Here is a 13847-nt window from a genome sequence, read left to right as displayed (position 1 = left end):
AACTATTTTCGATCACCCTCAACGTATTGTTGAAGGCGACGATTCACCGCCTTGCGGTCGAATTCTTCTAGACTCAGATACTGCTGAAGCAAACGCACTTCGCTGTAGCGTTCTTCCAAAGTCTCAGGCCCACCGGCTAAGATATCGGCGATCACTTCATAGGCGTAGCCAACAGAGTAGTCCTGCTTTTTCTGCTGAAAAGCCCAGGGACCACCACAGTTTTCGGGTGGTACAGAGCGCTTACCCGCGACGCAGATAGGCACCTCCAGCGGCTGCTCTGGATACAGAATTTTTTCTACCCGCAGCTGATGCCTCCAGTTATCGATGAAGTTGTAGTCGTAGCGAAACTTTTCTCGTTCTCTCAGCTGCAAGTCAATTAGTCGCACGGTGGTAGGGGCATCGGTGAAGGTCATGCCGCCGTCGTGATAGACGCCGTAGCGTTTGCCGTGAATGATGAACTGGTTCAGATGGGTGTCGCTCCAGCCCATCACCAGCTGCAGGATATAGTGGAAATCTGAGACCGTACTGTCGCCGCTCACCAGGAAGCGCCGCCAGATCATCGGACTGATGCCGACGAGGTGAACCTTTAGCTGGTATTTAACAGGGAAGGCTGTGTCAGGCATGCCCTCATGCTAACGCACGAGTTTCCAAGCTTTCCCACACTTTTTTTCGCTCTCGTTGCTCTCAATCGACCAAAGCACGAGAAAAACTTCCCACTGTCCAGTCAATCTACATCAGTTAAAAAATCGTTTCTAACTGGATTATTATTCAACTGAGTCTGATTTGGATTCACTTCTCCATCCTCACAAACTGGAGCAGACGATCTCTCTGAGAAATAAGGACTTTGATAGTTAGGCATCGGCGACAATTCCACAGAAGATTCTAGGGGAAAAATAAGAACAATCCCCTCCTGAATTTCCATGACTCTGGATTCTTCTGGATCAGGAGGAGCAGGTTCGTTAAGTCCTTGTGCGATTCCTGTAGCAACGGATAAGCCAAACCCCAACATTGTACTCGTACTTGGTTCTAAGACAGCGTCAGTTCGGCTTAAAGAAAGCCAATTAATTAAATTATCGGTAACTCGAAAAGCAATACCCCGCGGACCACGGTCAAAATTTGAGGAAAAATTATTAAAATTGCGTTGCGTATCAGTCAATGCGGGCAGTGTAACTTTCGGGGTTTCAATCGGGATGTAGCTTCCTCCAATCACCAAGGCGTTCAGCTGAATTTCAATTTCATTGCCATTGGCCTCAACCATAGCATTGACCAGAGAATTAATCGGGGCAATAACATTGCCATTACTATCTATAATCGGTCGTGCTAGAAAAAGGGTTACCGGAAAACTGGAGTCTTGCCCATGATTAAAATTTAGGTTGAAACAAAACATCGTTATAATCGCTGAGAGTCTTGGAATCGTGATCTTTGGTTCTTCAGGGTAAGAAAACGAATTATAAAGAGTCTCTGATTGTTGTTCTTGTGCAAATATTGTAGGGGTTAGCCGATTAAAGACTAATGCAGTGAGGGCAATCGTTGATAAGATTCGCAATAACATAATCGAGATATTGAGACGAGTTGAATTATTATTATTCAAACGCTGATTGATGAGTCGCTAGCGTCGCCATTGCGTTATTATTGTCGGCTGCTTCATTGCCATCAAATACTAAAAATAAGATCTACTCTAATCAGTGGAGCTTCGGCTGGAACTAGTTTCTTGGGCGTTGCTGAATCAAGGGATGAACGCTCCTATCGTAGGTCAGCGACGCAAGGCGTCCAAAACTCGATTCATCCCGGAAATCAGCAACGCCCAAAAATGAACCATGCCCTCACATGGGCATCCATGTGAGGGCATGGTTCTCTGGCGTCATTGACTCTATCCTCTTACTCACAGCGACTGCTTCTAGCTTACTTTTTCTCTACTCAGAGAATGATGTGCTCCCTATGCTTCCTGGCTGCGTCGCTTTAGAGTAACCACACTGGCTCCCACCAGAGCGATCAACCCTAGGGCAGCAGCAGGTTCAGGAACTTGAGTGGGCTCCCCAATGACAATTTGACCAGCCTCAGCATTTGCGCTCCCGCTACTCGCCACGGAATCGCCAGTGGGAAAGGGATCATTACCTTGAACGATGAGAAACTCTAGGTCAATGATTTGCTCGCCTGCTTCGCCACCCACATAAGTTGCTTGATCAAGATCATCCACTAGAAAGGGCAGGTTGAGCGTACCGTCTACAAAAAAGCCAGCTGGGGCGATTTCCGGAAAGGTTTGAATTCCCCCCCTTGATCCTTGAATCTCAAAGGCTGGAACAATATCGTTACCAGCCCAACTCCACAGCCAAGACTGAATTTCAGATGCGGAGACAACGCCATCGGCGGCATCGGCGGCATCAGCGGTAAAAAAGCCAGCAACCGAACCACCGCCCTCAGATTCCCACCAGCCGGTGTACTCAACATTCCATTTGAACTCGACCGCACTAGCGGGGGTTGAGATCGCACAAAGACCTAAGACCGCAGCTGCCGAACAAGCTAGATGTTTCATAAGAGTTACCTAATTGTTTGATAAGCAAAATACGCACAAGGAGACAATTTTTAGAGCAGCAGGGACTCTAATCCTGACCTCAGAGTCCCTACTAGTGAAGGCGATGCTTACGAACCGATGATGCCGCCGTCTTTTTTGGTGATTACCACGGTAGCGTCACGAGGGATGAGGCCACTGCCGGTAGGGGCCGGGAAGTTGGTCAAAGCAGGATCGCCCTCCCCGGGGTGTTGAAGGTTAATGAACATGGTACGGCGATCAGGGGTAACCGCAACTCCAGTCACTTCACAGCCTGCCACCCCAGCAAAAATACGGCGGATTTCGCCGCTTCCGGGATCAGCCACCAGCATCTGGTCATTGAGCTTGACTCCATTAACGATCGGCTGGTCACCATCAGTCTGGATGAACAGGCGGCCATCGGCGTCTGCCCAGAGGCCATCGGGGCTGCCAAAGGCGCTTTGCTCAATAGAGTGGGTATCTTTAGCCAGCACGAAGATGTCCCAGGTAAAGGTGGTACCGACCTGATTGTTACTATCTTTAGTGACTAAGATGTGGCCGAACGGGTTCGGTGCCAGCGGGTTAGGCGCATTGGGCTCCTCACGTCGGCTGTTGTTGGTAAGCGCCCAGTAGACGCTGCCATCAGGAGCCACGGTAGTCCACTCAGGCCGATCCATCGGCGTGGCACCTACGGCGTCACCAGCGACGCGGGTAAAGGTGAGTACCTCTTCCTGGCTTGAGAGCTCCGAAGAATTTTGTAGAGCTGGATTAGCGTCGTAGTCAAGCAGTATCCATTCACCAGTGCCGTCGTCGTTGAACTTGGCCACATACAGATCGCCTTCATCTAAGGGGCTAATGCCACGGGCAATCATAGATCGCCAGTTAGCTCGACTCACAAATTTGTAGCAATAGTCAAAGCGCTCGTCGTCCCCCATGTAGACCACCGCACGGCCACCGCTACCCACGACCAGTTGGGCATTTTCGTGCTTGACGCGGCCCAATGCAGTGCGCTTGACTGGCGTTTGAGAAGCATTCATCGGATCGATTTCGACCACCCAGCCGAAGCGGTTTTCTTCGTTGCGGTAGCTGGAGTTGGCCAGGTCAAAGCGGGGGTCAAATAGGTGCCAGCCATAGCCAAAGCCGCTCTCAGATAAGCCATAGCGGGCCTGGGCTTCGGTGGGGGTCCAACTGCCAGATGCCCCAAAGTAGCCGTTGAAGTTTTCCTCACAGGTGAGGTAGGTACCCCAGGGGGTGTAGCCATTGGCGCAGTTGTTGACGGTGCCTAGGGGCGCATTGCCGAAGGGCGTTTGCAGGAGAGGGCTGTTAGCCACAGGGCCGCTGAAGGTGACGGGGGTGTTGACGTGGATGCGGCGGGCTTTATCGCTGCGGACGACTTGCCACTTGCGGTTGATCTGCTTGATTTCAACCACGGCGACTCCGTGAGCGTGCTGAGACAGAAGCACATCTTCCGGGCTGGTAGGAGCTTCTTTGCCCAGCAGATGAGAGTTGGTGCCGAACTCTAGGTTGACCGCCAACATGCCATGGTCATTGCCCCGGCCAATGGGGAAAAACCACATGCCGTCGTGACCCAGGCCCACCTGCTCAGCCTGTTGTGCAGCCGTGGGGCGGCTGTTGGGATCGCCCGTATACTCAGGGCCACCGGGCTGAATCGGGGTGCCCCAAGGAATCAGCACATCGTACTGGTAGGTAGAGGAAATGGCGGGCTCAGGGCCACCCGAAACGGCAGCGGGGACAGCCGGAAAATTGAACAGGGAGGAGCGGCGGGCCTGTGCGATCGCAGTACCTCCTCCAGATGCCGCAGCACCGGATGCAGGGGCCGTTGCTGCCGCAACCGCCCCCCGCATCAATGCCTTATTGCCCGCTAGCGCCGCTAAAAAGCCTGTAGCTGACAGAGCTGCCCCACGCGTTAGTGTATGTCGCCGAGACATTCTAGTCTTCAGTATGCTTTCAAACGGACGATTACCTGACTGATTGGTAATGTCATTATCGTGATTCACGGATGCTCTCCTCTCTACAAAATTACCGTTTTCGCACATCAAATCTCAGTCCGGGGTTCGCATAAACCAAAGCTCAACCCTTTCAAATCTCCAATCATTACCTCTTTATTTTGCTGGCTTTCTTACAGCAACTTCTGTTCACCATCGCCCACCAACGATTAATCTCAGTCCAAACTTTTTGGCAAAAGACTTGTCTTTAACCAGGGTTAGAAAAAGGGCTAATTGAGGACATTGTTGAAAAGTTGTTTAAGTAAAGATTAAAACTGCCTCAGCAGGTTAAAGCCGATTCAATTAAAGTAAAGCGTGACTTCAATGTACGAGTGATAATCGTAGATCCTATCTATCGACAGTTGTTTAAGTAAAGATTAAAACTGCCTCAGCAGGTTAAAGCCGATTCAATTAAAGTAAAGCGTGGCTTTAGTACGTATTTCAAGGTAGGCAATGCGATCGCAAGTCATCAAGAAACAGCGGGTTCAGCACCTTGAGGATGTTTGGCACGCTAGTGTAATGCATCCCCAGCGCCCCGCGTTCCTCCTCATCTGCTACCGCCTGAATCATAGAGCCGAAAATATCAGGGTTGATTTTCGTCCAGTCGAGATTGCCAACGTGAAGCAGATAGGAGCGAGCAATCTTGCTAAATCGGGGTACCTCTACATCACCCGAGAAGAGTCCACCGTTTACATAAGGAAACTCATTTGCCCAATTGCGGATCTTGGCAGCTTTTCGCGCTTCGAGCACGGTACTCATTGCCTGAAATAGCTCAGAGATTATCTTATGAGTATCGGAGGAGTCGCTCGAACTCATCCGATCAACAGTGGTCGTGAATAGACCATCACTGTGAAATATATTCGTATCTTCTGCAAAGAAGCAAAAGATTAACCGAGCCATAAAGTGGTTTAGCGCCTCTCGTCGCTCCGCCTTATCCCAGTCTGGGTTCTCCTTCAGCAGCTCAATATAAAGACGATTAAGACGACTCGTAGCCTTGATATCATACGGTTTAGCTTTTGAGATGCTACGGATAGCGACATGAGGAGTAACCGCTGTATCCCTCTAGAGTAGGACTTTATAGATGATCTATCATCTGTAGCCTGTAGTGGCTCATCAAAGACTAAACCGTATCAAAGGCGTTTTCACGAATCTGCTTAATCGTCGTAATGCCCGCCAGCGGCAAGAAAAAACCGAAGTAGTTATGAAAGTCGGGGTAGTCGCAGGCGATCGTCTCGCCATCGACAAGGTTTTCAGCCTCAAAGCCTTTGCCATCGGTAGCGAGGATAAGCTTGGCCTTTTGCTTAGCAGTCGCTGGGCTATCTCGCAAGGCCGTAAGCGTGGCGCTGACTTCCCCTTCAGAGCAAACCTTTATATGGATATTGTTGCGCTGGAGTACGCCGCCAATGTCAGATTTAGGACTAGCGGGGGCATTTGGCCAGAAACCTACGGTTTTGCCTTAAACCCTTTCAGAGAAAGGATTTAAAAACAACCTACTTTCTTGACTTTCTGCTGGGTAAAGCAATCACCCTACGTCTTTTGATGCTCTAAATCACCTGATATGACTGACTTACAACCATTTTTTCGGTTGGTAGCAGACAGGCTATGAGACTCACGAGTTTTCGCCGTTTGAGCCTTAGTGTCGGAGGCTATTTTAGGCCAAGCCTAGGCCGTTACTCTGTGCTTATCTCGGGTCATACAGAAAATAGGCACTAACCGCGCCATGATCTGACGAACTGCTGTCATCATCCTCAATATAGTCATTCCAAACGCGCATTTCCCGAAATGACCAAATGCGACGATCCGAATGGTCGTAAAACTGCTCTGAGACCAACACATGGTCAATCACCTCCTGAATGCCCTTGAATTCGTGGGTGTAATACACGTCTTTGAGCGATCGCATTTGCTGCAAGACACTAGCCGTATAGAGACCTGCATCATTGCGATTACCTACCCGGCTAGAGGCATACATCCGCCACGGCGGTTGTTGAGTGATAATCGAAAGCGTGTTGCTCAGCGCACCGTCGTTTAGGTCGCCTAACACGACCACTGGCTGATCGGTCTGCTTCATAAGCGTTGTGAGCAACACCCGCAGTGCTGCCGCCTCCGCTGTCCGCCGGATGGTCGAGAGGGCGCTGCCAATCGCCTCCTGATGTACCTTCAACGCCTTGCTTCGAGTACCTAAGACAGTCGGACGCTTTGACTTGAGATGGGTAATCAAAACTTCAATAGTGGGTAGCTCAGTCTGCTCGTCTTCGTGGTTGATGGAGAGCTGCAAAATCGTGCGCGAGAACCGGTCAATGGTGATGTCCAGCTCATCATCTTCACCATCTCGACTGCGCGGCTTACTGAGGTTGATGTTTGAGGGAAAGTCCTTATGGTTCTTGCGATCAACTACCCGCCAGGGCTTCCGCACGGCTGCTGCGACCGCGATGTTGTACCACTCATCCTGGATGAAGTAGAGGGTATAGTCCTTTGCCAGACCGGCAGCTTCAAACAAGTCCACGAGGCATTGTTTAGACCATAACTCCTGAAAAGCAATCACGTCAGCATCTAGCCGAATCAAGGTTGCCGCCGACCACTTAATTTTTTCAGCGTACTCTGCTTTGGAATAGACCTTTTTGTACCATTCAACCTCTGGCAGTTGAAGGTTGTACAGATTGAAGGTGGCAAAGCTAATATTTTTCGCACCTCGTTTAGCCATAGAGCGCTCCTGCAAAATCTGTGAAGTTCATAGGGAGCATACTGCCAATGGTCTCATTGAGTATGTGGTTTATGTCACTCAGTCAATCAGCTGGGTGAGGTGGCGTAAGGAACAAAACAGTGCTAGCCGGTGCCTTTGGCACGCATGACTGGATGGCTCAACTCCGAATCTATAACAATGGGTGACGCATTGACCGGGTGAGCTATACCCAAGCACAGGCGAGTTGAGAAGGCGTTCCCACTGTGCTTAACTCTCGCCAGGGATGGCCAGTTTAGGCTCTCAGTCAATGGCGCAAGGGAGCGCAGGCTTTTGACGTGTATGGATTAAGACACAACGAGGCATATAGAGCGAGGCGTAGGCGATCACTTCGAGCTGGCTACGCTTCTGAAAAAGCGCCAATTACAGCGATAGTTTGTCGCTGTAATTGGCGTCCATGGTAAACCAGCCAATCAGAGCGCCATACGTCTGAGCTTCAGCGATAATGCTGGCCTCCATCTGAGAGACAGAATCTTGCAGGCCCACTTCGAAAATAACGTAGCGAATGGTCATAAAAAGAATCTAGAATGTATTATTTAATACATTACAATACCTTTTAGTCGCTGTTAGGTTAACGTGTGATTAAAAATCAATTGATATTTTTGTCTATCGCTTAGGTCATGACTGACCTTCAGCATACAGCAGCCGATGCACTACCTCGCTCCGCGTCAGCTTTGGGTTTTTTATGCGAAAAAGATGAGCAAGGAAACTGGCAGATTCGCACGCATGGCCATTCGGATCACTGGTATTTGCAGCAAGATTACCAGCGGTGGCTATTGGTCATTAACGGCGTTCCTCAGATTTTGTTTCAAAGGGCAGAGGCGATCGCCTTCATCAAGCGCTGGACAATCGCTCAGCAGAGGCATTAATCAACGCCTCTGCTCGATTTCTTTAACAGGTAGCCAAAATGCCCTGAGGCGTTCATAGGAGCGCTCCTTGACGAGCAGACAAAGCTCGGGTCAAGCAAAAGCCGTTTCTGCTAGATTTCCTAGAATAAATAGTCGAATGACAGGGACAAACAGGTGCCTGGATATCTCGGTATTTGGATAGTGTTAAGGCCGCGCAATCTGTGGATTGAAATGAGTGAGTCTCAATCTGGAGTATGTCTTTTCGAGAGAATAAGCAAAGATTCCATTCTTCTCATCCCTCGGATAGATTAATCGCGATTTGGTTTGCTGTACACGATAGATGTAATAAGCCAGCCTCTACTATTTTATGGTTCGAGCTGCCTACATCACAACTCAGATCCACAGCTCTACTCTAGTGAGCGTAAGCACTTTTCTAAACCCATACCTACCTGTAAAATTGTGAATGATCGTTTAGACTCGTTGACAACTGGTGCCTCTGGACACATCACCTGTTGCTATAAAAACGAGACGGGCAGACTTCAAGTCATCTGTATCGCTAATCTTTCAAGCTGGTATTTTGAACGGATTGTTTTCCCACGATAGCAGCTCGTTTTCCATGCCCTGTCTGAAGCGCTGCTAGAGGTTCACAGTAGCGAAGCGGCTACCGCTATTTTGGCTGAGCGCATACCCTGCACGCAGCTACGCCTTGCTGAGCCGGTCGAACTGCCCCAGGATGGTAGTCTCTGCGGTGTGGTTGGGTAGTTTGGCGGCAGCGCTAACCATTGCCCCTACGTGTTTCGGCGAACCGATAAGTCCCCCGCTATCTAGAACTAAGATTGCAGCGAGTGGCTACGAGAGCAAAAAATGTGGGAAAGCCCGGAAACTGTTGAGGTTCCCTCTTAGATTCCTACCTTCCGAATCCTGGAGCCAGCGATCTCAACCCGCAATCAACGCCGGTATTCAGTTTACGGCTAACCGTACATAGACGCTAAACATGTACGATACGAATCGTATCAGCTGAATGAGTATTCCTTCAGGATCATAAAGAATACGGCAACCATCACTCACTACTCGCTGAGTACCTAGATCTAGAGGAGCTATGGACGCCCAAGCTGATCGCCCAAGACTAAATTCGCTCTCGGCACAACTATCGCCATTTAAATATACATGACGTGACCACACAGCACCGTAGTCCTTATCCTCCCAGCTTTCGATTCGGCGATCGCCCCAGCTGATATCATTCAACCAATCTGCGCTTCTTCTGAAAAGCAAAGGCTGCTCAGCCAAAAACATCAGATCAACGTCCAAGTCAGCACGAGCTGTCTCGTGTGCCCATAAGCTTACCAAAGCCGCCGCAAGCATAGTCCTTTGCCCGATAGCCCACTGGATTATCGTTGGTGTCTTTAGTTTTTCGCCATGCTTGAGCGGTCATGTTTAGCCTGGTCACGTTGAACGACGAGGAAAAAGATCGTCAGACAGCTTTGCTCATTAGGGAATGCCCCGATTTCATCAGATTTTCGTCGAAACTCTTCAAATAAGCGCTCGATTAGGTTGGAAGTGCGAATTCGAGGATGCAGCAGTTCATCGAACGAGTAAAAGCTAAAGGTCAGTTTAATATCCCGCTCAAAGGTCTTAACTGCCTTCGGTTCGAGCGCCTGCCACTTTTCGACGAAGGCGGCTAAGCGTTGTTGAGCCGCCGCTTCATCCTCAGCTTTATAAATATCGTAGGCGTCACTTTGGATTTGATAGCGGCGTTGTGACTTCGCTTCAGAGGGCTTCAGCGCTTGGCCCTGCTCAGTCTGTGTGGGCAACTGAGCATAGCTCAGATAGTCTTGGATGCGTCGTACTTTGTGAGTGATGCATCGCTGTTGCTTAGCTTGGGGTAGGTGTTTGGTCATCGCCGCCGGTAGGCCCAAGCTGCCATCACTGACGACCAGTTCCACCGCAGCGGGGTCGAGTCCGCGCTCAATCAAGTGTGCAAAGAAGGTTTCCCAGCCTTGAATGTCTTCTTGTTCGGCAATTTCATAGTGCAAAACCTCGTGATTCCCATCCGGCCAAACTGCTAGCGCCGTTAAGACCACACGGTCTTGAGCTTGGCGCAGTTGACGGACATGTCCAGCCCGGTCTACTTTTGTCTCTGCTGAAGCGTACTGAATATCTACCCATACCCCATCGACTATCAATATCGGCGGCGTTTGGACGAGTTTGGCTTGGCGATGACTGTCCATATGCACCTGCGCTTCTATCGTCACCCGATTGATGGCACTGACGAACAAAACACTGCCCAATAGATGATACAGCGCTTCCTGTAAGTCCCTCAACGAGAGTCCCATCACATCCAGGCTCAACGTGAAGTTGAGCAGGCTGCCCAGGCTCCGATGATAGCGTTCAAGAATTTGCCACGACCGTTCCTGGTTCCAAGCAAGTTTGTTTGGCGTAAAATAGAGGTATTGCCAGCGAGTGGAGGCCAAGGACATGGCCAAGCGGAAGCCACGAGGCATTGCCGGAGACAAGACCATCTGCCTACCGATAGCGGATGATATCGACTACGCCACGCTAGCAGATGATAGAGTAGCGTATCGGCAGTACCTAGATCAGCAAATAGCAGCGCATCCAGAACTGTTTCCGGTAGAGATTAGCCAAGGCTATCGGTTCCACGGCTGGACGAAATCGCTGCGGCAAGACCTGAAGATACGGCGGATCTATCTGCCAAGCAGTGAGAGTGCCTATCAACTACGGCCAGACTTTGTCACCCCGTACATGAGCGAAACGGCAGAGACGGCAGCCAAAGCATTGTATCTGAAGCACCATGGCATCTCATATGAGGGCATCGCCTATGTGATGGGCGTTCAGAGATGCACTGGTACCGGTTGTGTCAGGCCCTGGGGCGGGCGTCAATTGTCGGTAGCACAGTGAAAACTGAGGCAGCGCTCCCCCCCATCTAGTTGCAGACGAGAAACACTGTGATTGGCAAGGACAGCGAGTCTACTTGGCGGTGACCGCCGCTAAAGGCGGTCTATTCGGCAATAGCCTGAGTCGTAATGCTGGCCATGAGGGGCTGGCAATGGCTTATGGCGGGTTTCAACAGGAAGTCCATGACCATGCCCCCGACTATGCGCCGAAGACGGTCACGACCGACGGTTAGGAGGCGACGCGCTGGGCTTGGGAGCATCTATTCCCAGGGATTGTCTGGATTCTGTGCTTTTTGCATGAGGTGATCAAGGTGCGCGCGCGCGCGAAAAAAAGGTGGGGAAACATTGAAAACTCGTTGAATAGTACAAACGATTTTATTAGGGTTCATGCTGAATACCGGCGTTGATTGTGGGTTGAGATCGCCGATCGCAGGATTGAGAAGGTAAGCCTCCGAGCGGGAAGGGTACGAATTTCCGGGCTTCCCCTCAGTTTTCCCCGCTCTCGTACGCCCTACAACAGCAGCACAAACCAGTCACACGGCGTCTCTCGACTGAAGGCGGGACGCCGTGTGACGATAATTTGCTCAATCCGAGCGTAAAGTTCCATAATTGGACTGGTTAAGTGTAGTAATTCAACCAGTCTCGAACATTCCTTGCCTTTTCGGTATTGGAATGTTCGTTACTTTCAGAGATCGCCCTTCAAGAGAAACTTCCCACTGTCCAGTTCCAAAGTTTATTCCCGAAAAACTACCCTTTCAGATATCGTGCCAGTGCCATTCCAGACAGTCATAAAGATATGAAACGATCCGCTTCCGTCGAGTCCGTTGGATGTGCCTTGCTAGTACTAGGTATCACAACCGTGGCAATGCTCAGCAGTCGTATGAGTGGCCCACTGTTATTCGAGCTGCTATGCCATTTTCAGATGCAGTATTTTGGGATGGTACTTTTTCTAGGTGTGATCGCGGTCTGGCTGAAGCGATCGCGCCTGATCCTATTCACACTCTTCTGCTCAGCGCTCCTCTCAGCTCAGGTTATCCCCTGGTATTTTCCGCCTGCTCAAAGCGATACAAACTCAAACTACCGAGTGATGAGCACTAACCTAAACGTAGCTAACAGCAATGCTACCGAGGTTATCAAACTGACTAAAAAGGAACGGCCTGACCTGGCATTGTTCATGGAAGTCAACGATTCAATGGCAAAACAGCTAGAAGTCTTAAAAACATTCTTACCCTATAGCTCTAATCAACTGACGCCGTATCAGCCCGGTACTGTCCTTTACAGCAAAGACCCCATCACAGACCTTAAAGTCAGAAAGTTCGATACCAACAATGCGGTCAATCTGACCGCACATGTCCAAACTATAAATCGACAACTATTAATCGTTGCCATCCATCCGTTACCGCCAATTACAAGAGAGTTTCTCCACAGTCGAAACAAAGTATTTGGGGCAGTCAGTGACTATATACAACAGCAAACCGACCCCGTTTTGTTAATCGGTGATTTTAACACTACTATGTGGTCGCCTTTTTACCGAACACTCGCTCACGAAACGGGTCTGAAGAACACGCGCAAAGGACTCGGAACCTTTCCCACTTGGCCCGCTAATATGTCATATCGCCCCACACCTAAGCTAAACATCCTTACTAAACTGTTTCAAATCCCCATTGATCAATGTCTAGCAAGCCCTTCACTCAATGTGGTCAGAATGCATACAGGCCCTGAGATTGGATCAGACCACCTGCCGATCATAGTCGATTTTTCGATACAAAAAGAGTAATGGTTTACGGCGCACTAAGGTTCACTAAGCGTGCTGGCGACTCACCTTTTGTAAACTCAACGCACCTTCTATCATGGGTAGTCCTAAACGAGTAAGGATATTTCTGTCAATTAGGGGATGTGTGATCGCTCCCCCCTTACCGATAATCCCCCCTTACCGATAATGTAGGCGTAGCAATCCAAACCTTCTCCGTGTTTTCCCTTTTGCCCGCTTGTCCCAGTTGCGATTCTGAAGCTGTCGTTAAAAATGGCTTTATTCACAACGGTAAACAGAATCATCGTTGTCAAGATTGCGGGCGGCAATTCGTAGCGAACCCTGAGAACAAGGTTATTAGCGACGAAACGAAATCGCTGATTGATAAACTTCTGTTAGAGAAGATTCCGATGGCTGGCATTGCTAGCGTCGTTGATGTTTCTGAGCCATGGCTGCAAGGGTATGTCAATGAAAAATACGCCTCGGTGCCCCGCCAAGTGAACGTTCGCCCAAACAAATCGCGCTTACCGATAAATCGACTGATCAGCCAGGCAGTCACCAGTGGCTCGACGGTACTAATTGCAGAAATGCCAATGATTGTAGCCGGTGCGTTTGGGTAGAACAGCAGTGCATTAGCAAATAGTTCGCTCAGTAGAATAGGGAGCCACAGACGCGGGCCAAACAGCATGATTGCCCCCAGGTAGAAGCCTGAGGAAGGCCAGATGGCAGATGCCCCGCTTTCAAAGGAAACAGACTGAGCCAGCGTCGCTAACCCGTAGTGAATTGTCCCAATGACCAGCGTCATGATCGCGATGCTGCGAGCGCGGACAATCAGCGGCTGAGACTTAGACGGCGAGCTAAAGAAAGACGATGTAGAAAGAGTTTGCATAGCGCCTGCTTAACGTTATTCACTAGGCTTCCCCAGTAAAAAACAATCAAACTCAGCTGACGGCAGTTCCGTAAGCCCCCCGCAATAGCTCAATAACCGCTGGTAAGTAGCATTATTGAGGAAAGTAACGATGAGTGGTCAAAGGGCGAGAAATCTGTTGTAACAGAAGAATGAAAAG

Annotated in this window: 12 protein-coding genes and 3 pseudogenes; 6 read left to right on the top strand and 9 right to left on the bottom strand. The window is 49.8% G+C overall.

Translation table 11 applies throughout. From position 1 onward, the window contains the following. Positions 1 to 2 precede the first annotated feature (2 nt). From CKL79_RS12445 to CKL79_RS23175, 8 genes and pseudogenes are all read right to left on the bottom strand, one after another. A complete protein-coding gene (locus CKL79_RS12445) occupies positions 3 to 623 on the bottom strand; it encodes a plasmid pRiA4b ORF-3 family protein (protein WP_121969909.1) in 621 nt (206 codons plus the stop codon). A 101-nt stretch (positions 624 to 724) separates the two neighbouring features. Continuing rightward, positions 725 to 1591, bottom strand: a complete 867-nt coding sequence (locus tag CKL79_RS12440; RefSeq protein ID WP_141242201.1) for a hypothetical protein — start codon at positions 1589 to 1591, stop codon at positions 725 to 727. A gap of 345 nt (positions 1592 to 1936) precedes the next feature. Continuing rightward, entirely contained in the window at positions 1937 to 2533 is a 597-nt protein-coding gene (locus CKL79_RS12435) for a PEP-CTERM sorting domain-containing protein (protein ID WP_121969907.1), read from the bottom strand. A gap of 107 nt (positions 2534 to 2640) precedes the next feature. Beyond that, complete coding sequence (locus CKL79_RS12430) at positions 2641 to 4545, bottom strand: PhoX family phosphatase (RefSeq protein WP_121969906.1); 1905 nt, start codon at positions 4543 to 4545, stop codon at positions 2641 to 2643. Positions 4546 to 4992: 447 nt separating this feature from the next. Continuing rightward, positions 4993 to 5538, bottom strand: a pseudogene (locus CKL79_RS12425) (type IIL restriction-modification enzyme MmeI); the annotation flags it as partial. Positions 5539 to 5662: 124 nt separating this feature from the next. Beyond that, a pseudogene (locus CKL79_RS12420) lies at positions 5663 to 5956 on the bottom strand (type IIL restriction-modification enzyme MmeI); the annotation flags it as partial. A 258-nt stretch (positions 5957 to 6214) separates the two neighbouring features. Continuing rightward, positions 6215 to 7234 (bottom strand): endonuclease/exonuclease/phosphatase family protein, encoded by a 1020-nt coding sequence (locus CKL79_RS12415; protein WP_121969905.1) that lies wholly within the window; start codon positions 7232 to 7234, stop codon positions 6215 to 6217. Positions 7235 to 7633: 399 nt separating this feature from the next. Next, on the bottom strand, positions 7634 to 7783 hold the full coding sequence (locus CKL79_RS23175) for a hypothetical protein (RefSeq protein ID WP_170944050.1): 150 nt from the start codon (positions 7781 to 7783) through the stop codon (positions 7634 to 7636). 107 nt (positions 7784 to 7890) lie between these two features. On the opposite strand from CKL79_RS23175, the gene CKL79_RS12410 reads away from it, so the two are divergent. After that, the gene (locus CKL79_RS12410; protein ID WP_121969904.1) at positions 7891 to 8139 is read left to right on the top strand and encodes a hypothetical protein; all 249 of its coding nucleotides are present in this window, start codon (positions 7891 to 7893) and stop codon (positions 8137 to 8139) included. A 438-nt stretch (positions 8140 to 8577) separates the two neighbouring features. Next, positions 8578 to 8880: pseudogene (locus CKL79_RS12405) on the top strand (DUF1830 domain-containing protein). A 641-nt stretch (positions 8881 to 9521) separates the two neighbouring features. Here the strand turns inward: CKL79_RS12405 and CKL79_RS12395 are convergent. Further along, positions 9522 to 10595, bottom strand: a complete 1074-nt coding sequence (locus CKL79_RS12395; RefSeq protein ID WP_170944049.1) for a transposase — start codon at positions 10593 to 10595, stop codon at positions 9522 to 9524. Between CKL79_RS12395 and CKL79_RS12390 the strand changes: the two genes are divergently transcribed. The 4 genes from CKL79_RS12390 to CKL79_RS23890 all read left to right on the top strand — a co-directional run bounded on the left by CKL79_RS12390 (position 10594) and on the right by CKL79_RS23890 (position 13400). Further along, positions 10594 to 11034 carry a hypothetical protein gene (locus tag CKL79_RS12390; protein ID WP_240518830.1) on the top strand — a complete coding sequence of 147 codons (441 nt, stop codon included), beginning with the start codon at positions 10594 to 10596 and terminating at the stop codon, positions 11032 to 11034. The two genes, CKL79_RS12395 and CKL79_RS12390, sit on opposite strands and share 2 nt — an antisense overlap. 79 nt (positions 11035 to 11113) lie before the next feature. Beyond that, on the top strand, positions 11114 to 11263 hold the full coding sequence (locus CKL79_RS23170; RefSeq protein WP_205879071.1) for a hypothetical protein: 150 nt from the start codon (positions 11114 to 11116) through the stop codon (positions 11261 to 11263). Positions 11264 to 11895: 632 nt separating this feature from the next. Then, the gene (locus CKL79_RS12385) at positions 11896 to 12807 is read left to right on the top strand and encodes an endonuclease/exonuclease/phosphatase family protein (protein ID WP_240518838.1); all 912 of its coding nucleotides are present in this window, start codon (positions 11896 to 11898) and stop codon (positions 12805 to 12807) included. A gap of 203 nt (positions 12808 to 13010) precedes the next feature. Next, the gene (locus CKL79_RS23890) at positions 13011 to 13400 is read left to right on the top strand and encodes a hypothetical protein (RefSeq protein WP_240518829.1); all 390 of its coding nucleotides are present in this window, start codon (positions 13011 to 13013) and stop codon (positions 13398 to 13400) included. Positions 13401 to 13847: the final 447 nt, after the last annotated feature.

The organism is Leptolyngbya sp. BC1307, from assembly GCF_002286735.1.
Lineage (GTDB): Bacteria > Cyanobacteriota > Cyanobacteriia > Phormidesmidales > Phormidesmidaceae > Phormidesmis.
This window is presented reverse-complemented; position numbering and strand designations above follow the sequence as displayed.